At 56.9% G+C, this 22,930-nt stretch carries 18 protein-coding genes; 5 read left to right on the top strand and 13 right to left on the bottom strand.

The annotated features are described in order from the left end of the window. The first annotated feature begins 108 nt into the window (after positions 1-108). Positions 109-1,614: a M91 family zinc metallopeptidase gene (locus AP059_RS11025; protein ID WP_059763203.1), complete on the top strand. Its 1,506-nt coding sequence runs from the start codon at positions 109-111 to the stop codon at positions 1,612-1,614. Here AP059_RS11025 and astE read toward each other — a convergent pair. From astE to AP059_RS11060, 7 genes are all read right to left on the bottom strand, one after another. Next, positions 1,599-2,621: a succinylglutamate desuccinylase gene (gene astE / locus AP059_RS11030; RefSeq protein WP_059763204.1), complete on the bottom strand. Its 1,023-nt coding sequence runs from the start codon at positions 2,619-2,621 to the stop codon at positions 1,599-1,601. The genes AP059_RS11025 and astE overlap by 16 nt on opposite strands. 13 nt (positions 2,622-2,634) lie before the next feature. Then, positions 2,635-2,922, bottom strand: coding sequence for a hypothetical protein (locus tag AP059_RS11035; RefSeq protein WP_059763205.1), 288 nt, complete (start codon positions 2,920-2,922; stop codon positions 2,635-2,637). 63 nt (positions 2,923-2,985) lie between these two features. Then, the gene (gene astB / locus AP059_RS11040) at positions 2,986-4,332 is read right to left on the bottom strand and encodes an N-succinylarginine dihydrolase (protein ID WP_059763206.1); all 1,347 of its coding nucleotides are present in this window, start codon (positions 4,330-4,332) and stop codon (positions 2,986-2,988) included. Between the two features lie 127 nt (positions 4,333-4,459). Beyond that, entirely contained in the window at positions 4,460-5,926 is a 1,467-nt protein-coding gene (gene astD / locus AP059_RS11045) for a succinylglutamate-semialdehyde dehydrogenase (RefSeq protein WP_177332378.1), read from the bottom strand. Continuing rightward, positions 5,923-6,960, bottom strand: a complete 1,038-nt coding sequence (astA, locus tag AP059_RS11050; protein ID WP_059763208.1) for an arginine N-succinyltransferase — start codon at positions 6,958-6,960, stop codon at positions 5,923-5,925. Before astA ends, astD begins: the two co-directional genes overlap by 4 nt. Before the next feature lie 54 nt (positions 6,961-7,014). Next, complete coding sequence (aruF, locus tag AP059_RS11055; RefSeq protein WP_059763209.1) at positions 7,015-8,034, bottom strand: arginine/ornithine succinyltransferase subunit alpha; 1,020 nt, start codon at positions 8,032-8,034, stop codon at positions 7,015-7,017. Between the two features lie 140 nt (positions 8,035-8,174). After that, positions 8,175-9,395 carry an aspartate aminotransferase family protein gene (locus AP059_RS11060; protein WP_059763210.1) on the bottom strand — a complete coding sequence of 407 codons (1,221 nt, stop codon included), beginning with the start codon at positions 9,393-9,395 and terminating at the stop codon, positions 8,175-8,177. 408 nt (positions 9,396-9,803) lie between these two features. On the opposite strand from AP059_RS11060, the gene AP059_RS11065 reads away from it, so the two are divergent. After that, the gene (locus AP059_RS11065; RefSeq protein ID WP_059763211.1) at positions 9,804-13,967 is read left to right on the top strand and encodes a dermonecrotic toxin domain-containing protein; all 4,164 of its coding nucleotides are present in this window, start codon (positions 9,804-9,806) and stop codon (positions 13,965-13,967) included. Positions 13,968-13,970: 3 nt separating this feature from the next. Here AP059_RS11065 and argR read toward each other — a convergent pair whose 3' ends face one another. The 6 genes from argR to acs form a co-directional block, all read right to left on the bottom strand. Beyond that, the gene (gene argR / locus AP059_RS11070; RefSeq protein ID WP_059763212.1) at positions 13,971-14,951 is read right to left on the bottom strand and encodes a transcriptional regulator ArgR; all 981 of its coding nucleotides are present in this window, start codon (positions 14,949-14,951) and stop codon (positions 13,971-13,973) included. A 124-nt stretch (positions 14,952-15,075) separates the two neighbouring features. After that, a complete protein-coding gene (locus tag AP059_RS11075) occupies positions 15,076-15,840 on the bottom strand; it encodes an ABC transporter ATP-binding protein (RefSeq protein ID WP_048363475.1) in 765 nt (254 codons plus the stop codon). A gap of 51 nt (positions 15,841-15,891) precedes the next feature. Then, positions 15,892-16,590: an ABC transporter permease gene (locus tag AP059_RS11080; protein WP_048363474.1), complete on the bottom strand. Its 699-nt coding sequence runs from the start codon at positions 16,588-16,590 to the stop codon at positions 15,892-15,894. Beyond that, complete coding sequence (locus AP059_RS11085; protein WP_048363473.1) at positions 16,587-17,276, bottom strand: ABC transporter permease; 690 nt, start codon at positions 17,274-17,276, stop codon at positions 16,587-16,589. Before AP059_RS11085 ends, AP059_RS11080 begins: the two co-directional genes overlap by 4 nt. 90 nt (positions 17,277-17,366) lie before the next feature. Beyond that, the gene (locus AP059_RS11090; RefSeq protein WP_059763213.1) at positions 17,367-18,152 is read right to left on the bottom strand and encodes an ABC transporter substrate-binding protein; all 786 of its coding nucleotides are present in this window, start codon (positions 18,150-18,152) and stop codon (positions 17,367-17,369) included. Positions 18,153-18,755: 603 nt separating this feature from the next. Beyond that, positions 18,756-20,711, bottom strand: coding sequence for an acetate--CoA ligase (gene acs / locus AP059_RS11095; protein WP_048363471.1), 1,956 nt, complete (start codon positions 20,709-20,711; stop codon positions 18,756-18,758). A 419-nt stretch (positions 20,712-21,130) separates the two neighbouring features. On the opposite strand from acs, the gene AP059_RS11100 reads away from it, so the two are divergent. The 3 genes from AP059_RS11100 to AP059_RS11110 all read left to right on the top strand — a co-directional run. Continuing rightward, complete coding sequence (locus tag AP059_RS11100) at positions 21,131-21,394, top strand: DUF2790 domain-containing protein (protein WP_048363470.1); 264 nt, start codon at positions 21,131-21,133, stop codon at positions 21,392-21,394. A gap of 135 nt (positions 21,395-21,529) precedes the next feature. Further along, positions 21,530-21,709, top strand: a complete 180-nt coding sequence (locus AP059_RS11105) for a hypothetical protein (protein ID WP_059763214.1) — start codon at positions 21,530-21,532, stop codon at positions 21,707-21,709. A 496-nt stretch (positions 21,710-22,205) separates the two neighbouring features. After that, positions 22,206-22,930 (top strand): ribonucleotide-diphosphate reductase subunit beta (locus AP059_RS11110; protein WP_120752334.1); only part of this gene is annotated, 725 nt, incomplete at its 3' end.

Here is a 22,930-nt window from a genome sequence, read left to right on the forward strand (position 1 = left end):
TCACGCGATAACTATCTAAAGCACAGCTCGGCACTCGAAGCGCTTCAATGGCCTGTAACGGGGGAATCCCCCCTTGACCCTTGAACATAACGCCTCGGAACTTGAACTATGCGCCCCACACCTCCCCCCGTAACATCTGGCCCTGCGCCTGCCATCCATCAGTTTGACGTTGACGGTGGCGCCAAAGCCCCGCCAGACCGGACCGAAACCGCAGTTTCCAATCCGCTGCCACATATTTCTGAAACCACTGTGCGCAGCATTCTTCATATTGGTGACAACGCGACCATCATCCGCTACGTCACTGAAGGGGTTTTGTATCCCACACCCATTGATCGACTGGTATTCACTGCAACCTCGCCACACGCCTCCATCTTCGTAACCCAAGGCAGCCACGACACACTGACAATTGACCTCAACCACGAGCGTTATAGCGTCAAACCTGCCAGCGACAAACAGATGATCGAAATTCACACCCGCAATGGTCACGACACGGTGTACATCGTCGACACCCTTAAAAACCCGTTCCACATTGAAACCGGTGCAGGCAATGACACCGTTGTCACTAACGCGCAACACGCCACTGTACTGACCGGCGACGGCAATGACATCGTGATGACGGGGGCTGGAGACAGCTATATCAATACCGGAGCCGGCAATGACATTGTGAATGCCAGCGGCGCAGGCACTACGGTTGCTTATACGGGCAAAGGTGCAGACTTTTTTCGTGGTGGGGCTGGCACGAACTTTGTCGATACCGGTGATGGCAATGATGTCGCGGTCGGCGGTCCAGGCCACAACATATTATGTGGCGGTGATGGCGACGATCTACTCACCGCAGGTTCCGGGTCTAACGTTATCTACACGGGCAAGGGGCAAAACATCCTTGACGGGATCAAGGATAACGACAAAATTTTCACCGAAAGCGCCCCCAGTTACATAACGGACGGAACACCCGACGGTCGCGCAACCACTAAAAATTTGCCCGCTCAGGCCAACACGTACGTGATGACAGTCACCTCAACCCCTCTGTCAGAGTCAGGTTTGATTATTCAAGGCAGCGAAGCGTTTATTGAGCGTGTTCAGGATGATTTGAAGTTGCTGCTAGGGTCTGCCAATGGGCAAAAACTGATAACCGAGCTGACCAAAAGTATTCGTAAAAGCCAAAAGCCCATCACCATCGCCGAGCTCAAGCACGTAAACAATGGCCTTTACATACCCAACCTGGGCGACGGCAGGTCTTACATTGAGGTAGGCCAGGCAGGCCTCCCGGACTTTGGCGGTACGATTTATTACAACCCTTCATTCGCCACGCCACACGCAATCCCCCTCACTGCGCTCTACCATGAACTGTGCCACGCCTATAACTATGTGACGGGAACGCAGTTTTCAGGCGCCAGCCCAGACGGGCACGGCGGGGTCAAACAAGCCCCGCAAGTCAATAATATTGAGTTGCAAGCAGTGGGCCTGCCGTGTGGCGTAGAGCCTTTTGACTTCGATAAAGACCCGGCCACGCCGCCCACCACGACCAACCCCAAACCTTACAGCGAAAACGGTATGCGTGAAGAACTCGGGCTGCCCTTGCGCAAAACCTACATTCGTTACTCAAAGGACTGATCGATACCTTTCAAAGTGGCAGGCTCGATAATCATCCCGGCGCGCAACCCATTCTTGACCTTAGGATTGGGAAAGATAATCCGCGCGCCCTTCTCCTCGATCGTCCAACGCGTGTTACCTGCATCTTCGGCCAGCAGATAGCCCTTGCTGAGTTCAGAGAAGTTTTCGACATCGGCCGGCAGGTGCAGGATAAAGGCCTCACTGTGCTTGATCACTTCACGGGCCACGCTGAACAACTGCAAGCCTTCCAGAGAGGCATCTGCCAGTGAGGGTTCGTTGCTTTCAATGATTTGCTTCAAGCGCCGTTCGAGACGCTCAACGTTCACCCCTGCGTTTTGCCCGAACGGGCGCGCCTTGCCCAACTCAAGGGTGAATGCTTCGGCCCCCAACTGGTCGTAGGTGTAAGCACTGAACACAATCGACGGTTTGTTTTGCAACAACACCGCAGCCATACCTGCTGCGTGCAGCCGCGCCAGCTCTCGACGCGAATGAACGCGACCCTCTTTATACGGATAAAGCGCGAACTGCTCTATTTTCGAGCCGCGAATCGCCGTGTGCAGGTCGTAATGCAGCCGCGTGCGATCCGGCGCATTGAAGAACGCCTGCGCCAGATGCTCCAGCTCACAGGCACGCAAGGCTTCAGGGCCACTGCTGCTTTCATGGCGACCGTTAAACAGTCGATTGAGGTCTTCTTCGACAAAACGCGCCCCGGTACGCATGGCACCCGGATTACCGAACAAGAAAAGAATGCGCGCACGCGGCTTTATTTCTGCGCGTGCAATGCTCTGCAACAGGCGATCAAGCAGCTCGATCGGCGCTGTTTCGTTACCGTGGATGCCCGCCGACAATAACAAGTCCAGGCCATCGTCCTGTCCTTGCGCCGGCGTGACTTCCAGTGCGCCTTCACTCAGCCAGCGCAAGCGCACGCCATCGGCGGTCAGTTGAATTTTCTGCGCCGGTTCACGACCAGCCAGTGTCAGTTCAAGCAGTTTGCCGAGGGCGAGCATAGTGCATCCTTAATCAGTGATTGCAGTCTGGACCGTGTACGTGACCGTCTTCGTCATCGCCCAGGTCAGCCGGTTCCATTTCCAGTTGCAGGCTTACAAGGTTAGTTGCCAAAGGACGCAGCAGCAGGTTGGCGTATTCGGCGTCGCCTTCTTCTACGTCGACACCGATCAACAGTTGGCCACGACCGTCTTGTTGAATCCACAGCTCTTTACCCTGCCACATGACCGCAACGCGGGTGCAGGAGGTTTGCAGTTGCGTGCCGTCGGTGTCTTCAAGGATCAGTTGCAGGGAATCGCTCATAATTTCGTACTCATTGGAAAGTGAAGTGGCAGTGCAGGCAAATTAAAACCCGCCTGCCGGTGTTCAATTGATCTGGAAAGGGTAAACCGCGCCCAGTTTAAGGATTTGTGTCAGTTCATCCAGCGCCGTCCGGCATTCAAGCAACAACTGCGGGTCAGCCAGGTCGCTTTCGCGCAGCGCGTCGCGGTAATGCGTGTTCACCCACTGGGTGAGCGCGTCATACAACGCAGGCGTCATGATAACCCCCGGATTGACCGCCGCCAGTTCAGTTTCTTTCAGTGCGACGCGCAGACGCAGGCAGGCCGGGCCACCACCGTTCTGCATGCTTTGCTTAAGATCAAACACCTTGATCTCGCGGATCGGACCGCCCGCAGCCGTCAAGCCTTGCAGGTACTGCCAGACACGCGGGTTGGCGCGACATTCTTCTGGCACGATCAACAGCATCGAGCCGTCAGCACGGCTGAGCAGCTGACTGTTGAACAGGTACGAGCGCACGGCGTCTTCGACCGCCACTTGATCTCGCGGCACACAAATGGACTGGAAATTGCCCCCGCGCGCGCTCAGCTTTGCTTGCAGCTCAGCCAGCATCTGATCGGTGTTCAGGAACGCATCCTGGTGATGGAACAGCAATTCGCCATTACCTACCGCAATCACGTCGTTATGGAATACACCCTGATCAATGACCGCCGGATTTTGCTGCGCAAACACCACACCCGCCTCTCTCAAACCGTGAAGGCGGGCGACCGCTTGCGACGCTTCGAGGGTCTGGCGCGCCGGGTATTTTTGCGGCGCCGGGTAACGGCTGTCGAACGCGCTGCGCCCGAAAACAAAAAACTCAACGCCCGCCTCACCGTAATCTCGGCAAAAGCGCGTGTGGTTAGCCGCGCCTTCGTCACCAAATTGAGCAACCGCTGGCAATGCGCCGTGATGCGCAAAGTGCTGCTGATCAGCAAACATTGCGCTCAGCACACGGCTGGTGGTCGGGTGCTCGATGCTGCGGTGAAATTTGCAATTGAGGTTGGCTGCGGTGAAATGCACACGGCCATCTTGAGTGTCAGCGCTCGGGCTGACGGTGGCAGCATTGGCCACCCACATGCTCGACGCCGAGCAACTGGCGACCAGCAACGGCATCGCCTCTTTGGCAGCCTGTTGAATGACGTGTGCGTCCGAGCCACTGAAACCCAAACGGCGCAAGGCGCTCACGTCCGGGCGCTCTTGGGGTGCCAGTACGCCCTGGACAAACCCCATGTCCATCAGCGCTTTCATTTTTTCCAGACCTTGGAGCGCCGCTTCCTTGGGGTTGGAAGCCTGCTGGCTGTTGCTCTGGGAGGCGACGTTGCCGAACGACAAACCGCCGTAGTTATGGGTCGGCCCCACTAAACCGTCAAAATTGACTTCAAAGGACTTCATCAGCGAGGCTCCGGCAAACGGTTGTTATAGGCATCAATCACACAAGCCCCGTAGGCGCTGGTGCTGGCTGCGATCCTGTTATGAAGAAATCGCAGCTTTGGCCCGCACATACAGGTTAAAGGTCAGCTTACAGATGCACACCCGGCGTCAATGCCGCGGGCAGTGCCAGGGTTGGCGTTTCCAGCGAGGCCACCGGATAGGCGCAATAATCGGCGGCGTAATACGCACTGGCACGGTGATTACCCGATGCGCCGATGCCGCCAAACGGCGCGCTGCTCGCCGCGCCCGTCAGTTGTTTGTTCCAGTTCACGATGCCTGCGCGGCTTTGCAGCCAGAACTGCTGATAACGCGCTTGGCTGTCCGACAATAAACCCGCTGCCAAACCGAACGCCGTGTTGTTGGCCTCAGTCATGGCCGCGTCAAAATCAGCGTAGCGAATCACTTGCAGCAACGGCCCGAACAGCTCCTCATCGGAGCGTTCACTGACTTCGGTCACGTCGATAATGCCCGGAGTGAGCAAAGCGGCATTGGCGTCTGGCTGGCTCATTTCCAGCAAGGCCACAGCCCCAGACCCGAGTAACAGTTCTTGAGCATCCATCAATGCGCGGGCCGCGCCCAACGAAATGACCGAGCCCATAAATGGCGCAGGCTGCTGGTCGAACGCTCCGACCTCGATACTCTGGCTGACCTGCACCAGACGGCTCAGCAGGCTGTCGCCCCACGCACCTTCGGGCACCAACAAGCGCCGTGCACAGGTGCAACGCTGGCCGGCCGAGATAAAGGCGGATTGGATGATGGTGTAAACCGCCGCTTCCACATCCGCCACCTGATCGACCACCAGCGGGTTATTACCGCCCATTTCCAGGGCCAGGATTTTATCCGGGCGACCGGCGAACTGTTGATGCAAGGCGTTGCCTGTGCGGCTCGACCCGGTAAAGAACAAGCCATCAATGCCGGTATGCGCGGCCAATGCGATGCCGGTGTCCCGCGCGCCTTGCAGCAAGTTCAACACGCCCGCAGGCAGCCCCGCTTCAATCCAGCACTTGACGGTCAACTCGGCCACTTTAGGCGTCAGCTCACTGGGTTTGAACACCACGCTGTTACCGGCCAGCAAAGCCGGGACGATATGGCCGTTGGGCAGGTGACCCGGAAAGTTATACGGACCAAACACCGCCACCACACCGTGAGGTTTGTGGCGCAACACCGCAGTGGCATCGCCCAGCGGGCCGCTCTTTTCTCCAGTGCGTTCGCGGTAGCTTTGCACCGAAATAGCCACTTTATTGATCATGCTGGTGACTTCAGTCGCCGATTCCCACAGCGGCTTACCGGTCTCTTCGCCGATGCAGTGGGCCAGTTCGTCAGCGTGGGTTTTGAGGCTGGCAGCAAACGCCTCCAGCACACTCAAGCGCTCTTCAAATGAACGGGTGGCCCATGCCGGGAATGCCTCACGCGCAGCCTTCACCGCGCCATCCACCTGTTCAGCATTCGCGCCATTGCCTGTCCACAGCACCTGTTGGGTGACCGGGTTAAGCGATTCAAAGGCTTCGCCCAGGCCGTTTTGCCAGGCGCCTGCGATGTACAACGTGCTCATTATTTCGACTCCCGTGGGGCCACTGACTGGGCAGACAAGGTGACGGCGCGCACTTGATCGCCCGCACTCAATTGCAACCGCTTGGCGGTCTGTGGATCAACCACCAGGGTGCCCGCCGCCAGACGCGCAGGTGCCGCCGTGATGCGGCAGTCCTCGCGCTTGCGGTTGTGAATCAGGTAAGGCGTGGCGTCGTCGCCCGGAGTGCCGATGGCCAGCACCAGCGCTTCGCTCTCGCGCACTGCACGGATCTTGCTGGTTTCACATTCCACAGCCGGGCCGGCGTCGAAAATGTCGACGTAGCCCTGATAGCTGAAGCCTTCGCTTTTGAGCATGTTCAGCGCAGGCTCTGTGTGGGTGTGCACCTTGCCGATCACCGCACGCGCTTCTTCAGACAGGAAACAGGTGTAAACCGGAAACTTGGGCATCAACTCGGCAATAAAGGCTTTATTGCCCACACCGGTCAGGTAGTCGGCCTGGCTGAACTCCATCTTGAAGAAGTGCCGCCCCAGGCTTTCCCAGAACGGCGAGCGTCCCGCTTCGTCAGACATGCCACGCATTTCAGCAATGATTTTGTTCCCGAACAGCTCAGGGAATTCTGCGATGAACAGCATCCGCGCCTTGGCCAGCATCCGGCCATTGAGACCAGTACGATAGTCGGCGCCCAGGAACAACGAGCACAACTCTGAATTGCCTGTCAGGTCGTTCGCCAAAAACAGGGTCGGGATTTCGCGATAAATATTCAGCTCTTGCGAAGCGCTGACGGTCAAACCGACACGGAAGTTGTACCACGGCTCGCGCAAGCCCACGGCGCCAGCAATGGCAGAAATACCGACGACTTTACCGTCGTCGTTTTCCAGTACAAACAGATAGTCGGCATCGCCGCGCTCCGCTTCGCCCCGGAAGGTTTTCTCAGCCCAGGTCACACGGTGCAGCAAGCGTTCTTCGTTGGCCGGCAAGGTGGTCAGGCCGGTGCCGGTGCTGCGGGCCAGTTCAATCAGGGCCGGTAAATCGCTGTTGCGTACAGGACGAACGATCATGCTATCTCCTCAAACGGGTTCGCTGACGAACCTCGCGACACTCGCTCAAAGGCGTTAAACCGCAACCACTCGCACGCTGGCACCTTCGCCCACGCCCAGTGCTTCGGCCGCTTGCAGGTCCAGCGTGACCGGTTTGCCCGGTGCCCAATCAAGCTCTAGCAACACCGCCCGGTAATCCTGAAGCTGGGCGTTGGCGACCAGGTACTGACGACCGCCGCCTTTGCTCAGCTCACCGATTTTGACCGGCACTACCCGGCTTTGAGCGATTGAGCGGATGCCCGATACCCGCGCATGCAGGGTCGGCCCGCCGTCGAAAATGTCGATGTAATGATCGGTTTCAAAGCCTTCGCGCATCAGGATGTCGAAGGTGATCTGCGCACGCGGATGCACTTGCCCCATGGCTTCTTGAGCCGTATCGGGCAGCAGCGGTACATAAATCGGGTAATGCGGCATCAGTTCGGCGAGGAAGGTACGGCTTTTAAGCCCGCACAGACGTTCGGCGGCGGTGTAGTTCAGGTCAAAGAAGTTACGCCCGATCGCATCCCAAAACGGCGAGTCGCCATTTTCATCGCTGTAACCGACGATTTCAGTCACCACCGAATCGGCAAACCGTTCCGGGTGGCTGGCCACAAACAGCAATCGCCCACGGGAGTTGAGTTCGGACCATGCCGAGCCCACCAACTGCGGGACCACATAGAAACTGGTGAGCAGGCTGTTACCGGTAAGGTCATGGCACTGCGACAAGACGTGAATCTTGTTGTGAATCTTCAGCTCGCGCGAGGCGTGGACAAAGGTCTCGTTGCGAAAACTGTAAAACGGTTCTGAATACCCGGCCGACGCGACAATCGCCGAGCAACCCACCAGTGCGCCGGTGGCCGTATCTTCCAAAACAAAGAAGTAGCTTTCTTCGCCATTGAAGCTGACTTCTGCCGCGAACGAGGCTTCGGAGGCTGCGATCTTGTCGCGCAAGCGCTCGATATCGTCCGGCAATGAAGTGACACCAATCGGGCTGTCCGCAGCCAGACGCTGTACCTCGCCCAGATCAGCCATTTGCGCAGGGCGCATCACCAGCATGGTGTCACTCCTTAATCCAAAAAATAAAAGGGGGGGAATTCGCGCATCACCGGTAGATGCGAGTGTGCTCGCATTCAAGCGGCGCCCTCAGACACACGCGTGTCTGAGGGCGCACTGCTACGAGTAATGCAGGGTCAAGCTCAGGCTTGTGTCAGGGCTTTTACAGCGCGCTCAAAACGATTCAAGCCTTCTTCGATATCAGCCTCTTCGACCACCAGGCTTGGCGCGAAACGCACCACGTCGGGGCCGGCTTGCAAAATCATCAGGTTTTCTTTTTCAGCGGCGTTGAAAATATCCTTGGCCTTGCCCTTCCAGGCATCGCTCAACACGCAGCCAAGCAAAAGCCCTAAACCACGCACTTGCGTAAACAGGCCATATTGCTGGCCAATGTGCTCAAGACGGGTTTTGAACAGCTCGTGTTTGGCTTTTACCCCACTCAACACTTCAGGCGTATTGATCACATCGATCACCGCGTTGCCGACAGCACACGCCAGCGGGTTGCCGCCGTAGGTGGTGCCGTGGGTGCCGACGACCAGATGCTTGGCCAGCGCTTCGGTGGTGAGCATCGCGGCAATCGGGAAACCACCGCCCAGGCTCTTGGCACTGGTGAGGATGTCAGGCGTCACGCCGTAATGCATGTAGGCAAACAGCTCACCGGTGCGGCCCATACCGGTTTGCACTTCGTCAAAGACCAACAGCGCGTTGTGCTGGTCACACAGCTCGCGAGCGCCTTGCAGGTAAGCCTGCTCAGCGGGCAGCACGCCGCCTTCGCCCTGAATCGGCTCCAGCACAACAGCGCAGGTCTTGTCCGAAATCGCCGCTTTGAGGGCGGCCAGATCGTTGAACGGTACGTGGGTAATACCGGTGATTTTTGGACCGAAGCCGTCGGAGTACTTCGACTGCCCGCCAACGTTGACCGTGAACAGGGTGCGACCGTGAAAACTGTTGAGCGCGGCAATGATTTCGTACTTTTCGGCTCCGAAGCGGTCATGCGCCACACGACGGGCCAACTTGAAGGCCGCCTCGTTGGCTTCAGCACCCGAGTTGCAGAAAAACACACGCTCGGCAAAAGTCGAGTCCACCAGTTTTTTAGCCAGGCGCAGCGCCGGCTCGTTGGTGAACACATTCGACACATGCCAGAGGTTGTTCGCCTGCTCAGTCAACGCACCGACCAAGGCCGGGTGTGCATGGCCCAGCACGTTGACGGCAATGCCGCCGGCGAAATCAATCAGCTCGCGACCCGACTGGTCCCACACTCGGGAACCGGCTCCGCGCACGGGGATGAATGCCGCAGGTGCGTAGTTGGGAACCATGACCTGATCGAAATCGGCGCGTTGTACCGGGGCTTGCTCAACGGACATCGGAGTCTCCTGAAGAGGAACGCCTGCCTAAACTGGCAAGCGATGAGGGATTGTAAGGACACACGGGAGCCAAGCCTTGCCGCCAAGCGACAACTTCTTATAGCGCTCAACCATGATTTTCCAAGGCTTGCGGCAATGCGACATATTGCGTCACAAAGGCGCAGTTTAAACGCTTGGTCATATTTACGGCAGCGTATTACCCGATTGATTGCAAACCCGTATGCCCAATGCGATAGCGCAGCGCGGTGACCACGAGCGCCTAACCCCCCTCATACGAACCACACGCCGGGGATGATTTTTTCAAATAAATAAAACTACATAGATATATGAACACCCCTGTTTTTTAAGCTTATTTGGCGCCCGAACGCCTCATACACTTAAACAACAATCATTCATGCAGACCCCTTCATGTCCCTGCCCACTGCTCTGCCTCTGACACGCACCCCGCCCCTTGAACCGGGTGTTGACTCAACGGCCCCTGCGTTTCATTACGAAGTGATCAAACAGTTGCTGCCTGACTGGGCGCTGCATTCACCCGCTCACAAGCGACGTCTTTTAAAAGACGTCATGCCGCGCGCCCCTCGAAACACTCATGCCATCGCGCCCCCTCAGCGAACAGCCCTTAATCGCGCGCACATCGCCCACTGGAAGGCACACAGTGACGTGGAGCAATCTCTGGAGACGCTGCTGGACATCTATGGCTTTGCAGAGCCGATACTCAAACAAGCCTTGCACAGCCAATACAACGTCGACCTTGCACTCGACCTGAAAGAGACGTTCATCAACCTGTACATCCCGATAAAACTGCCGCTGTTAAACCTGGACTCAGGGGCTTACAAAACCTGGAAAGTCTCAATCCTTGACGCTGCCCTGCACAACTTCGAACAGTTTGAAACCGAGGTCAGTGCCCACGCTGCCGATTCCGGTTTTATTATCAAACCCACCACCGCCGGGTATTACAAAACCCTGGACACACTCACGGCGCAACTGCCCGTGCCGGGTTTCATCGAACTGTGCCGCCAACTGGATTTAGGCGGCCAGTACAAAACTCATCTTGAACAGCAACTGGGCATCCACAATAAAAACCGGGAGCTCACCCTTAAAACCAAGGTCAGGCACCAGCAAAGAACCGCATTCGAGGCCGCCATGCACTACGCACTGGCGCGAGGTGACATAAGCCAAAGCATGTTCGAATCGCTCTCCAGCCCCGGTCAGGCAGCTGCGTGGACGAGCACATTGCCTCCCGCCCTGTCCATGTACAGCCTGACACTGTTAGGGGCAGAGTTAACCGGTGTACTGGTGTTTACCCACCCGGCATTAAAGCCTTCGCATAACACTGAAGTCGTCATTTACCTGCCAGATGATCCACAACACCCACTTAAACGCTATGCCTCGATGCCTGAGTGCCTGGCAGCGCTGGCGCAAAATTTACGCGATGAACACTATCAGCACTACTTCAGCCGGTTCATTGGCCACGCTCAACTGGGCCTCTTTTTCAGCACACTCAAGCGCTCGTTGTGGCGCACCCTGAGTGACCCGGCACGCGTTCCGCAGGGCCGGCCAGAAGACTATCCGCCCGAAGTTCGCATCGTACCGATCGAGCACCCGGTACTGGCCTTTACCCTCCTGGAAATCACCCAAGACTACACAGAACACCTTTACCAAAAAAAACGTCAGAAAATACTGGCTGACGCCCCCTTAATTGCCGTGCCCACCGACACCGAAGACCAAAAAACCCGGCACGAGCGCAAAGCGCGGTTAAAAGCCATTGCCGAGACTGTGCTGACCGCCATCGAGTTCGTGGCCGCGCCGTTTATCCCTGTATTGGGGGAACTGATGCTGGTGCAAATGGCCTGGCAAATCGCTGATGACACCTATGAGGGGATTCGGGATTGGTCGCAGGGCAAAACCCTGGAAGCCTGGGACCATTTATTCAGCGTGCTGGAAACCGTGGTGCAGACGGCTACTTTAGCCGCTGGCGGCAAAGTCATCGGCGAGGCCCTGACCATCAAGCCCTCCCCCTTTGTTGACAGCCTGAAACGGGTGAACCTGTCGAACGGTGAAGCCCGACTTTGGGAGCCGGACCTGAGCCCTTATGAACACACCGCCCCCCTGCCCATTCACGTACAACCGGACGAGGCCGGGATCTATGTGCACGACAGCGCCCTGCATCTGCGCCTGGAAGGCAAAACCTACCAGATCGAGCCGGTATCACGTCCACCCGGCTACCGAATCAAACACCCTGCACCGCACAGAGCCTATTCACCCCGCTTACATCACAACGGCTCGGGGGCCTGGATCGCAGAAACAGAATCCTCGCTTCAATGGAGCAACGAGCAACTGTTCAAACGCCTTAGCCCTCGTAACAGTGAGTTTTCCGAGATTGAAGCTTCGCGGATTCTTGCGATAACCCAAACCGATCCAGCCGTGCTTCGTCATGTGATCAGCAACGCGCTTCCTACACCCGCACTGTTGGCCGACACACTACAGCGCTTCAGAATTGATGCGGACATCGAGCGCTCCATTGTCCGAATGCAAAGCGGCGATCCCGCCCTGTATCGCTTGGTCGACCCGCAAACTCAACTGCAACTCCTGACCCAGCCGGAACTATGGCCACCCTCCCGCGTGATATCAATTGTCGACGAGCAAGGCCAGGTGCTAACCCAATACCCCTCAGCCGCAACCCCGGGATCACGCATCACCGTGCCCGAATCAAACATGCGTGACGGCGAGTTAGTGACCTGCGTGCTCCAGCAACTGGAAGACAGCGAAACCAGGCGACTGATTGGCACAAGCCCAGCCTCTGCTGACCCACTGCCAAAGATGCACGAAAGGAGCGCTCGGCTTTATCGGCGCCTGGCAGACCTTGCCCGCATAAAACGCACCGAACTGTTTGACTCGCGCTACCAGTCCCTTGAGCTTCGAGGCAGTGCCGAGGTCACGCTGTTGCAAACAGCACTTCCAGGCCTGCCAAACCATGCCGCCAAAGAGTTGATCTGGCATGCCAGCGGCGATGAAATACTGCAATTGCTCAATGAAAAAACCATTGCGCCACGCCTTCTGGAGGAGGCCCGCTGGCAATTAATGGAAAGCCGGATCAACCGCGCTTACGAAGGCATGTTCCTAGACGCAATCCACACCCCGGACAGTGAATGGCTGACACTCAAAACCCTAGAAGCCATGCCTGGCTGGTCCCATGAGGTGCGGCTGGAAATTCGCGAAAACCATTTTTCCGGCCCCCTTCTCAACAGTCTCGGCGACGAAACCGCGGCTATTCGTAAGGTTTTGATCAAATCCGAAAACCGCTACAGCGCGCGTGATGCGCTTAACCGTGAACTGCACGGCCCGGACGATCTCTACAGCGCCCTGCTCCACGCGTTACCTGACCATGAGCGCCAAGCCCTTGGGTTCCTGCACCCAGGCCAGGGCTCAGCCCTTAAAGAGCGCGTTCGGGCCCAACCTTTGTTGCCACGCTTGAACGTTAGCGCCCATTTCGACCACCCGGTGATTGCCATGGACTTCAAATCCCCGATGGCGCTGGTGCATGGTCGCGCCAGCTATCCGTTGTTGGGCGCCGATGCGCCCCACACCTCCCATTCACCCCTGGAGACGCAGGTGCATGAGCTGTACCCAACCTTGAACGCACGAGAAAGAGCCCGCGTGATGGCCTCGCTGCCCGACACCGGGAGCAAGGCCAGAGCCAGGCTTGGCGAACTGGAGAGGGAACTCATGACGCTGCGCGATGATCTGGAAACCTGGACCCTGAACGCTCCCGCTGTCAATCAACGAACAGGCGACATCCTCTCCCCCAGCTCATTGGTGGCCAGAGTTCAGGACAGACGCGCATTCAGCCAAGAGCTTAGAAGGGCCTGGCAACGGCAAACCGCATTCGACAACCATTACGCAGACCCTGCCCGGGATGGATTCGAACTGATATTTACCCGGTTGATTCTTGAAGACATGCCGACTATCAATGCGGACTTCAGCCACATTACGTACCTGTCTTTGAATGGCATGGGCCCTGTCACCGGTATCAATGAGTTTCTGCAAAAATTCCCTCGATTACGCGCACTGGAACTGAGGGGCTTTGAACTTGACCTCTTACCTGACGCGGTGTTTTCAATGCAAAACCTGACAGAGTTACGCCTGGAAAACTGTGCAATCACCCTGACCCAAGACAGCGCCGCGGGCCTGGCCGCACTTGAGCACCTGGAATACATTGACCTGGACCACAATCCGCTCAACATAACCCCCAACTTCGGCAATATGCCGAACTTGAACACCCTTCATTTACGCAACACAGGCCTGCGCGAGTTCCCCGTCTCCCTCCTGGCGCTCTCAGAGTTAGAGGTCGTCGATTTAAGCGAAAACCTGATTACCGAGCTGCCCAGTGAGCTTTTCGAGTCCGCGGCATTTATCACCGAGGCGCTTGATCTGGAGGACAACCCTCTGTCACAGGCAGCCCTGAGCCGTGTACGCGAATACTTCAGTCAAACTGGATTTGACATGAATATCGCACTTGAAGACGCCGACGGTATCGCTGCGGTTATCCTTGCGGAACCAGACGAATAAGCTTCAGCCGCGCTCTGCGGGCGCCGAGGACAATTCAAAAGGGCTGCTGCTGCGACGCTGGTTACGGTCTTCGCGAGGTGTGGCACCGAAGAAATTACGATAGGCGCTGGAGAAGTGCGGCCCTGACGAAAAACCACACGACAAGCCGATCTGAATGATCGACTTGCTGGTTTGCATCAGCATTTGCCGGGCCTTGTTGAGGCGTAGTTCAAGGTAGTACTGGCTGGGTACGCGATTGAGGTACTGCTTGAATATCCGCTCCAACTGGCGACGGGACACGCACACATGCTGGGCGATTTCGTCGGTGGTCAGCGGTTCTTCAATGTTGGCTTCCATCAGCAACACAGCCTGGGTCAACTTGGGATGACTCGAACCCAGGCGGTTTTGCAGCGGAATGCGCTGACGTTCACCGCCTTCACGGATGCGCTCCACCACCAACTCTTCAGAGACCGCACCCGCCAACTCAGCACCATGATCCCGGGCAAGCACTGCCAGCAATAAGTCGAGCACCGACAAACCGCCGCAGGCGCTGAGGCGATCACGATCCCAATCGAACAAATGGCTGGTGGCAATGACTTTGGGGAAACGCTCCGCGAAATCATCCTGCCAACGCCAATGCACCGCTGCACGATAACCATCCAGCAGGCCCAATTGTGCCAACGGGTACACCCCGGCTGACAAACCACCAATCACGCAACCCGCTCGCACCACCTGCTTCAGGGCGCTGCCCAGTGCAGAGGCCACGACCAGCGGTGGCTCATCGGCCAGCAAAAACAGTTTTTTACAGCCTTCAAGCTTGCCCGCCCACGGCTCACCCGGCAGTTGCCAGGCGCCTTCTGCTGGCGCCTCGGCCTGCAAGAACACCAACTCATAAACGACTTCAGGGTGCACGCGCTGAGCAACACGCAACGCTTCCTCGGCCAGCGCCAGGGTCAGCGCTTTGGTGCTGGGCCAAATAAGGAAACCAATTCGATGGGCGGTCATAGCGTGCTATCCGGAACAAAACGAGAGAGAGAAACCAATTGCGCCAGATACTCAGCCTAGGCCAGCTGCGCAGGGTGCGGAGCATGACCTATTTTGGTGCACAACGGCAGTCTTGAAATCGCAGTTACTTCAGGCTACCTGACAAGAATTGCTGCAACCGCTCGCATTTCGGATTGACCAGCACTTCGCGCGGGTCACCGCTTTCTTCCACGATGCCTTTATGCAAAAACACCAGTTGGTTGGACACTTCACGGGCAAAGCCCATTTCGTGAGTCACCACCACCATGGTCCGACCTTCAAGAGCCAGGTCTTGCATCACTTTAAGGACATCGCCAACCAGCTCAGGATCGAGGGCCGAGGTAGGTTCATCAAACAGCATGACCTCCGGCTCCATCGCCAACGCCCGGGCAATCGCCACACGCTGCTGCTCGCCGCCAGACATGTGGCCCGGGTAAGCATCCTTGCGGTGCGACACACCCACCTGATTCAAGTAATGCTCGGCTTTTTCCCGCGCATCGGCCTTGGACATACCCAGCACATGCACGGGGGCTTCCATGATGTTTTCCAGCGCGGTCATGTGCGACCACAGGTTGAAATGCTGGAACACCATCGACAGGCGCGAACGCATGCGCTGCAACTGCTTGGGATCTGCGGCCTTGAGCGCGCCATCTTTGTTGGCGATCAATTTCAGCTCTTCGCCATTGAGCAGGATTTTGCCTGCATGCGGTTGTTCAAGCAGGTTGATGCAGCGCAAAAAGGTACTTTTACCAGAGCCACTGGAACCGATGATGCTGATTACGTCGCCTGCTTTAGCGGCCAAAGAAACGCCTTTGAGCACTTCGTGACTGCCATAGCGTTTATGCAGGTCTTGGACTTCAAGTTTGTACATGCTGTCGGTTCTCACGAAAACAGGGGATCAGTCGTTGAGCACACCGCTCAATCATGCCTTGCGCGGGGCCATATAGCCCAGCCAGCGGCGTTCAGCCAATTTAAACAGGCGCACCAGAATGAAGGTCAGGCACAGGTAGAAAACACCGGCCGTGATGTAAGCCTCAAACGGCAAGTAATACTGGGCGTTCACGGTACGTGCTGCGCCCGTGATGTCGATCAGGGTCACGATGGATGCCAGACTGGTGGTCTGCAACATCATGATCACTTCATTGCTGTACTGCGGCAGCGCACGGCGCATGGCCGAGGGCAGCAGAATGCGGCGGTACATCTTGGCGCGTGACATGCCCATCGCTTTGGCAGCTTCAATTTCGCCATGGGGCGTGGCCTTGAGGCTACCGGCAATGATTTCGGCAGTGTAGGCGCTGGTGTTGATGGCAAACGCCAGACAGGCGCAGAAGGTCGCACTGGACAGCAGCGGCCACAGGAAGCTCTCGCGCACCGCCTCGAATTGAGCCAGGCCGTAGTAGATCAAAAACAGTTGGACCAGCATCGGCGTGCCACGGATCACGTAAGTGAACAGCCACGCCGGGAAGTTGACCAGCGCCGATTTTGAAACCCGCATCAGCCCCAACGGCACCGCTGCCAGCAGACCGAAAAACAGCGAAATACCCAGCAGTTTCAAGGTTTCGAGCAGGCCATCGAGGTACAGCGGCATGCTGTCCCAAATCACGTTGTAGTCGAAGATCATAGATCAGCCGCCCTTACGCCTACCGAGTAGCGCTTCTCAAGTTGTCGCAACGCCAACAGCGAAACACTGGTCAACACCAGGTACATCGCGGCCACCGCCAGGAAGAAGGTGAAAGGCTCGCGGGTGGCATCTGCCGCCTGCTTGGCCTTGAACATCATGTCTTGCAGGCCGACCACCGAAATCAGGGCCGTGGCTTTGGTCAAGACCAGCCAGTTATTGGTAAAGCCTGGAATCGCCAAGCGAATCATCTGCGGCACCAACACCCGAAAAAACACCTGAAAGCTGCTCATGCCATACGCCATGCCAGCTTCGGCCTGCCCCTTGGGAATGGCCATAAAGGCACCCCGAAAGGTCTCGGACAGGTACGCACCAAAGATGAAGCCCAAGGTGCCGATACCAGCCGCCAACGGGTTCAAATCAATGTAATCGTCGTAGCCCAACATGGGCGCGACGCGGTTCAGCAAATCCTGGCCGCCGTAGAAAATCAGCAGAATCAACACCAGATCGGGAATTCCGCGAATGACCGTGGAGTACAAATCGCCCAGCCAGGCCAACCAGCGCACCGGCGACAGGCGCAAAGAAACACCAATCAGACCTAGAACAATGGCCAGGGCCATGGACGACAAGGCGAGCTGAAGCGTCAGCCAAGCGCCATCGAGGATGACAGCCCCGTAGCCTTTCAACATGATTCAGGTCCTCAAAATTTGAATGAAAAAATGGCGCAAACTTCAGAAATTCTGTTGCTTGCGCCATTCAGGACAGAGTGCTGCGATGACTTACTTGGCGTCTGCGCCGTAAATATCGAAGTCGAAGTATTTGTCCTGGATTTGCTTGTATTTGCCGTTGGCACGAATCGCCGCAATCGCTGCGTTGATCTGATCCAGATGTTCCTTGTCGCCTTTACGCACGGCGATACCGATGCCGTCACCAAAGTATTTGGCGTCAGTGAACTGCGGACCTACAAACGCGTAGCCCTTGCCCGCCGGGGTTTTCAGGAAGCCGTCTTGCAACAGCGTCGCGTCCGCCACGGTGCCATCAAGGCGACCGGCTTCTACGTCGAGGTAGATTTCGTTCTGCGAGCCGTAAGGAACAATGGTGGCCCCTTTAGGCGCCAGCACTTCCTTGGCAAAACGGTCGTGAATCGAACCGCGCTGCACGCCAATTTTCTTGCCCTTGAGTTCATCAAGGCTGTCGCTGACAACGGCGCCTTCCTTCATTACCAGACGCGCTGGAGTCAGGTAATAACGGGTGGTGAAATCGACAGATTTTTTGCGGTCGTCAGTGATGGACATCGAGGACAGGATGGCGTCGATCTTGCGCACTTTAAGCGCCGGGATCAGGCCATCGAATTCCTGCTCAACCCACGTGCACTTGACCTGCATCTGCTCGCACAGTGCGTTACCGATGTCGTAGTCAAAACCAACGATGCTGCCATCCGGTGCCTTGGAGGCGAACGGAGGGTAGGCCGCTTCGATACCAATTTTCAGAGGTTTTTGATCAGCGAAAGCCTGCATGGACAGCACAGACAGCGCCAGGGCGCCAAGAAGCACGAGTTTCTTCATCTTAGGACTCCATCGGTAAAGGGCAATAAATGCAGAATGAGCGTAAGCCCAATATGCGGAGGTTAAACCGGGAATGCGGCGCCACGTGCTACTGGCGTTGCACTGGGGTCAGCACAACAACGACGAGCGAGTGATCGGCATTCTAACGACAGGCTTCACGCCGTTATTTCTTCAATGCGACAACAAATTACAGATGCACTGAGAAATGCGACCCGAGGCATTGACAGCCCTTCAAATTAATGCAAGAGCAATTGATATAGAACCTATATGAGTTGCAAATAGCGGGCCTATTATTCGCAAAGCCTTCTATTCCGGCAAGTGTAGCGTTTCATCTTATTTTTCAGCCCCCATAACAAGGCTCTAAAACAGTGCTGTACGTGGCGCAAGGCCCCGTTTTCGCGCACCCGGTTACACATGCGGTAACACCTCACCTGCGCCCCTCAAACGCCAGCCAGGCAGCGCGCGCGCAAAACAGGTGGCCGTTGACGAGTCATATGAGGCGCCCCCACAACACGACAGAGCGCCTGACGATTGTGCTTGGCCGATCAATAAAAACCCCCGCCAGGCAATGCCGGACGGGGGTTTGCTCAAGCAAACGGCGCCTTACGCGACCTTCATGCCTTTATGGGTATCAATCAAATGCTGCACGACACCCGGATCTGCCAACGTCGAGATATCGCCCAGCCCGTCATATTCCCCCGTCGCAATCTTGCGCAAGATCCGACGCATGATTTTACCCGAGCGGGTTTTGGGCAGGCCGGGTGCCCACTGAATGACATCGGGCGAAGCGATGGGACCGATTTCCTTACGCACCCAGTTTTTCAACTCCAGGCGCAACGCTTCACTCGGTTCTTCGCCGCCATTCAACGTGACGTAGACATAAATGCCCTGCCCTTTGATGTCGTGCGGCACACCTACAACCGCCGCTTCTGCAACTTTAGGGTGGGCGACCATAGCGCTTTCAATCTCGGCCGTGCCCATCCGGTGCCCCGAAACGTTAAGCACGTCATCGACCCGCCCGGTGATCCAGTAGTAACCGTCTTCGTCGCGGCGCGCACCGTCACCGGTGAAGTACATGCCACGGAAGGTCTTGAAGTAGGTATCGACAAAGCGGTCGTGATCGCCATACAACGTGCGCGCCTGACCCGGCCACGAATCAAGAATGACCAGGTTTCCTTCGGCGGCCCCTTCGATCAGGTTGCCCAGGTTATCCACCAGCGCGGGCACTACACCAAAAAATGGACGCGCTGCCGAACCCGGCTTGAGGGCGTGAGCACCCGGCAGCGGGCTCATCATGCAAGCACCGGTTTCGGTCTGCCACCAGGTATCGACAATCGGGCAACGCTCCTTGCCCACCGTCTTGTAGTACCAGCTCCAGGCTTCCGGGTTAATCGGCTCACCCACCGAACCCAACAGGCGCAAGCTGGAACCGTCTGCATCTTTAACCGCCGCCTGCCCCTCGGCCATCATGGCGCGAATGGCGGTTGGCGCGGTGTAGAGGATGTTGACCTTGTGCTTGTCGATGATTTTCGACACACGGGTGATGTCCGGGTAATTGGGCACGCCCTCGAACAACACCGTGGTCGCGCCGTTCGCCAGCGGTCCATAAACGATGTAGGTGTGGCCCGTGACCCAGCCCACGTCCGCCGTGCACCAGTAGACTTCGCCGGGGCGGTAATCAAAGACACGTTCGTGGGTCAGCGCGGCATAGAGCAGGTAGCCACCCGTGGTGTGCTGCACGCCTTTGGGCTTACCCGTGGAGCCGGAGGTATAAAGGATGAACAAGGCTTCTTCGGCGCCCATTTCTTTGGGCGCGCAGTGCGTCGAGGCTACCGCCATCAGGTCGTGGTACCAAATGTCACGGTGCTTGTACCAGGCAATGTCACCTCCGGTGCGTTTGAAGACGATGATTTTCTGAACGCTTGAGGTATCCGGGTTGGTCAGCGCGACATCGACATTGGCCTTGAGCGCCGTGCGCTTGCCGCCACGTACGCCTTCGTCGGCCGTGATCACCACTTTGGATTTGCAGTCGATGATGCGCCCGGCCAGCGCCTCCGGCGAGAAGCCACCGAACACCACGGAGTGAATCGCGCCGATGCGGGTACACGCCAGCATGGCGACTACCGCCTCGGGAACCATCGGCATATAGATGGTGACGACGTCACCCCGGTGCACGTCTTGACCGCGCAAAGCGTTGGCCAGCTTGCACACTTCTTCGTGCAGTTCGCGGTAAGTAATGTTGCGCTGCTCAGAAGGATCGTCACCTTCCCAGATGATCGCGACCTGGTCACCGCGCTCGGCAAGATGGCGATCCAGACAGTTGTAGGACACGTTAAGGGTGCCGTCGGCAAACCATTTGATGTCGACGTGGTGGTCGTCGAAGGAGGTTTGCTTGACGGTGGTAAAAGGCTTGATCCAGTCGAGACGCTGAGCTTGCTCGCGCCAGAAACCATCGGGGTTGACGACGGATTGCTGGTACATCGCCTTGTAGGTCGCCTCGTCTGTCAGCGTCGTTGCTGCGACATCGGGGCGTACGGGATACAGGGAAGCAGCACTCATGTTTCACACCTCAATTATTTTTGTAGTTGTTGTTTTATGACCCTGTTTTAGCCGGGCTACCGTACGACTTCCATTCGACGTTGGTAGTAAGAAACGCGTAGAAAAAACACAGCTTTTGTATTGAAGGCTCAAGCACAGTGCTTACAGGGCTTGGCAACCCAGGACGACACGCTCAAAAACACCTGACACGGCTTGTTTTCTACGATTGTTGCAAAATCTGTCAACAGTCTTTATCAAAAGTCCCCCTATATGCCCGTCCGGCGCAGGCATAAAATTCACCTCGCCAACCAAGGCACTGCGATTAACGCAAGTGACAGCCCCCACGAAGGCAAGTTTAGTCGCACTTAACTGATGAAGTTTCACACGTGGCCTCATAAGGGCTACGTGACCCCACTCGACCGAAAACAGGTAAAACTGAAATGAAAGCGTTGTTAGTTCTGGCCCTCAGCAGTGTGTGTTTAACCGCCATGGCGGATGAAGTCAGCACCCCTGTTTCCAGCCAGTCACCGGCCGTTGAACACTATTCTTATTCTTCCGAGCTGGACATTGCCAAAGTTATCTCCATGAGCGAAGTGCCCAGCGTGTGCGAAGTTGTACCGGCACAAATGGTTTATGAAGACTCCCACGGCATGCAACACACCCTCGAATACCGCGTGATGGGTAATGGTTGCTCCAACGGCTAACGTGCCATTGTTAAATGCTTAAAGCGCCCTCTTTTATGGCGTGTATATCCCGACTTGAACTTATAACTTTCGATGCACAGTCGTGTGTATTGAACTGTTCACGCCCCGCGAATAACACCTTCAGGACTGACGTTAATGAAACGCTCACTGATATTGGCTTTTAGTCTATCGGTATTGGCCAGCGCAGCTTTTGCGGCCGACGGTTACGACCGCACGCACGCGGCCACTTTTGCCGAAGACGGCTACGACAACACTCGCTCAGCCTCTTTTGCTGAGGACGGCTATGACCGCACCAACGGCCACCGTTTGGGCTGATGCCCCCTGTGACTTAACGCCCGGTTTCGGCCGGGCTTAGTCCACCCCAGACACCCCCCGCCTCCTTCTGCACCGCAGGTCACTCGACCGCTTAGCCATGCTGCAAAATAAATCCTCGCAGACAAACCCGCGCCCCGCCTAACCCCAGCGCAAGTCCAGGCCAAATTTAGGGCATTTCGTCGCATCGTCCGAAAAAAAACTGGCTGAAATACCCGGTACAAAACCCGTATACTGCGGCCGTCAAACGGGCTTGATATATCCCCTCTCTGGGCTATAAACCCACGCTGGTCCGGCTCCTCGGCCAGGTTGAGATGCACAAACCACTGCATCCCCTCAGCGACAGCGGGCCAACCCTACGAATACATTCATGTTTTTGCGTGCGCTTACCGCTGCTGCAAGCAACATTCCTTAGATCCAAGCGGCCTATGGCTGTGAAACAACCTGACCATAAGCGTTGTTACACGGGCATTGGCCCTCACGCAGGAGACGACACGTCATGCTGAGCTGGGACGAATTCGACAAAGAAGATGAAGGCGAAACCGCCGTCAAAGGCGCCAACGCAGGCCACGCAACCGAAGCCAACATGGACCGGCTAGACACCGCCGGTGGCGTTGCAGCTCAGGAAGCGCGTGCCGTCACGGCCAACGACTCCGAAGCCATCAAGCGCGCCAAGGCCGCGCTGGACAACCTCGACATCGCAGAAGGCCTGGCCGAACTCGAAGGCGCCAGCGCCCGCGTCGCGGTTGACGAAAAGATGATGATCAACTGCCGCGCCGACCTTAACCAGCTCGTACCGTTCAAGTACGACTGGGCGTGGCAGAAGTACCTGGACGGTTGCGCAAACCACTGGATGCCGCAAGAAGTCAACATGACTGCCGACATCGCCCTCTGGAAAAACCCCGAAGGCCTGACCGACGACGAGCGCCGCATCGTCATGCGCAACCTGGGCTTCTTCTCCACCGCCGACTCCCTGGTTGCCAACAACCTGGTACTGGCCGTGTACCGCCTGATCACCAACCCCGAGTGCCGCCAGTACATCCTGCGCCAGGCTTTCGAAGAGGCGATCCACACCCACGCGTACCAGTACTGCATCGAATCGCTGGCCATGGATGAAGGCGAGATCTTCAACATGTACCACGAGATCCCGTCGGTCGCTAAAAAGGCCACGTGGGGCTTGAAGTACACCCGTTCGATCTCCGATCCGAAGTTCGAAACCGGCAC

Source organism: Pseudomonas sp. TAA207, assembly GCF_001529285.1.
Taxonomy (GTDB): Bacteria; Pseudomonadota; Gammaproteobacteria; order Pseudomonadales; family Pseudomonadaceae; genus Aquipseudomonas; species Aquipseudomonas weihenstephanensis.

What these genes read in the sequence shown, in the direction of transcription:
- AP059_RS11025 (WP_059763203.1), top strand. Translation starts at nt 109, where the DNA reads ATGCGCCCCACACCTCCCCCCGTAACATCTGGCCCTGCGCCTGCCATC.
- astE (WP_059763204.1), bottom strand. Translation starts at nt 2,621, where the DNA reads ATGCTCGCCCTCGGCAAACTGCTTGAACTGACACTGGCTGGTCGTGAA.
- AP059_RS11035 (WP_059763205.1), bottom strand. Translation starts at nt 2,922, where the DNA reads ATGAGCGATTCCCTGCAACTGATCCTTGAAGACACCGACGGCACGCAA.
- astB (WP_059763206.1), bottom strand. Translation starts at nt 4,332, where the DNA reads ATGAAGTCCTTTGAAGTCAATTTTGACGGTTTAGTGGGGCCGACCCAT.
- astA (WP_059763208.1), bottom strand. Translation starts at nt 6,960, where the DNA reads ATGATCGTTCGTCCTGTACGCAACAGCGATTTACCGGCCCTGATTGAA.
- aruF (WP_059763209.1), bottom strand. Translation starts at nt 8,034, where the DNA reads ATGCTGGTGATGCGCCCTGCGCAAATGGCTGATCTGGGCGAGGTACAG.
- AP059_RS11060 (WP_059763210.1), bottom strand. Translation starts at nt 9,395, where the DNA reads ATGTCCGTTGAGCAAGCCCCGGTACAACGCGCCGATTTCGATCAGGTC.
- AP059_RS11065 (WP_059763211.1), top strand. Translation starts at nt 9,804, where the DNA reads ATGTCCCTGCCCACTGCTCTGCCTCTGACACGCACCCCGCCCCTTGAA.
- argR (WP_059763212.1), bottom strand. Translation starts at nt 14,951, where the DNA reads ATGACCGCCCATCGAATTGGTTTCCTTATTTGGCCCAGCACCAAAGCG.
- AP059_RS11075 (WP_048363475.1), bottom strand. Translation starts at nt 15,840, where the DNA reads ATGTACAAACTTGAAGTCCAAGACCTGCATAAACGCTATGGCAGTCAC.
- AP059_RS11080 (WP_048363474.1), bottom strand. Translation starts at nt 16,590, where the DNA reads ATGATCTTCGACTACAACGTGATTTGGGACAGCATGCCGCTGTACCTC.
- AP059_RS11085 (WP_048363473.1), bottom strand. Translation starts at nt 17,276, where the DNA reads ATGTTGAAAGGCTACGGGGCTGTCATCCTCGATGGCGCTTGGCTGACG.
- AP059_RS11090 (WP_059763213.1), bottom strand. Translation starts at nt 18,152, where the DNA reads ATGAAGAAACTCGTGCTTCTTGGCGCCCTGGCGCTGTCTGTGCTGTCC.
- acs (WP_048363471.1), bottom strand. Translation starts at nt 20,711, where the DNA reads ATGAGTGCTGCTTCCCTGTATCCCGTACGCCCCGATGTCGCAGCAACG.
- AP059_RS11100 (WP_048363470.1), top strand. Translation starts at nt 21,131, where the DNA reads ATGAAAGCGTTGTTAGTTCTGGCCCTCAGCAGTGTGTGTTTAACCGCC.
- AP059_RS11105 (WP_059763214.1), top strand. Translation starts at nt 21,530, where the DNA reads ATGAAACGCTCACTGATATTGGCTTTTAGTCTATCGGTATTGGCCAGC.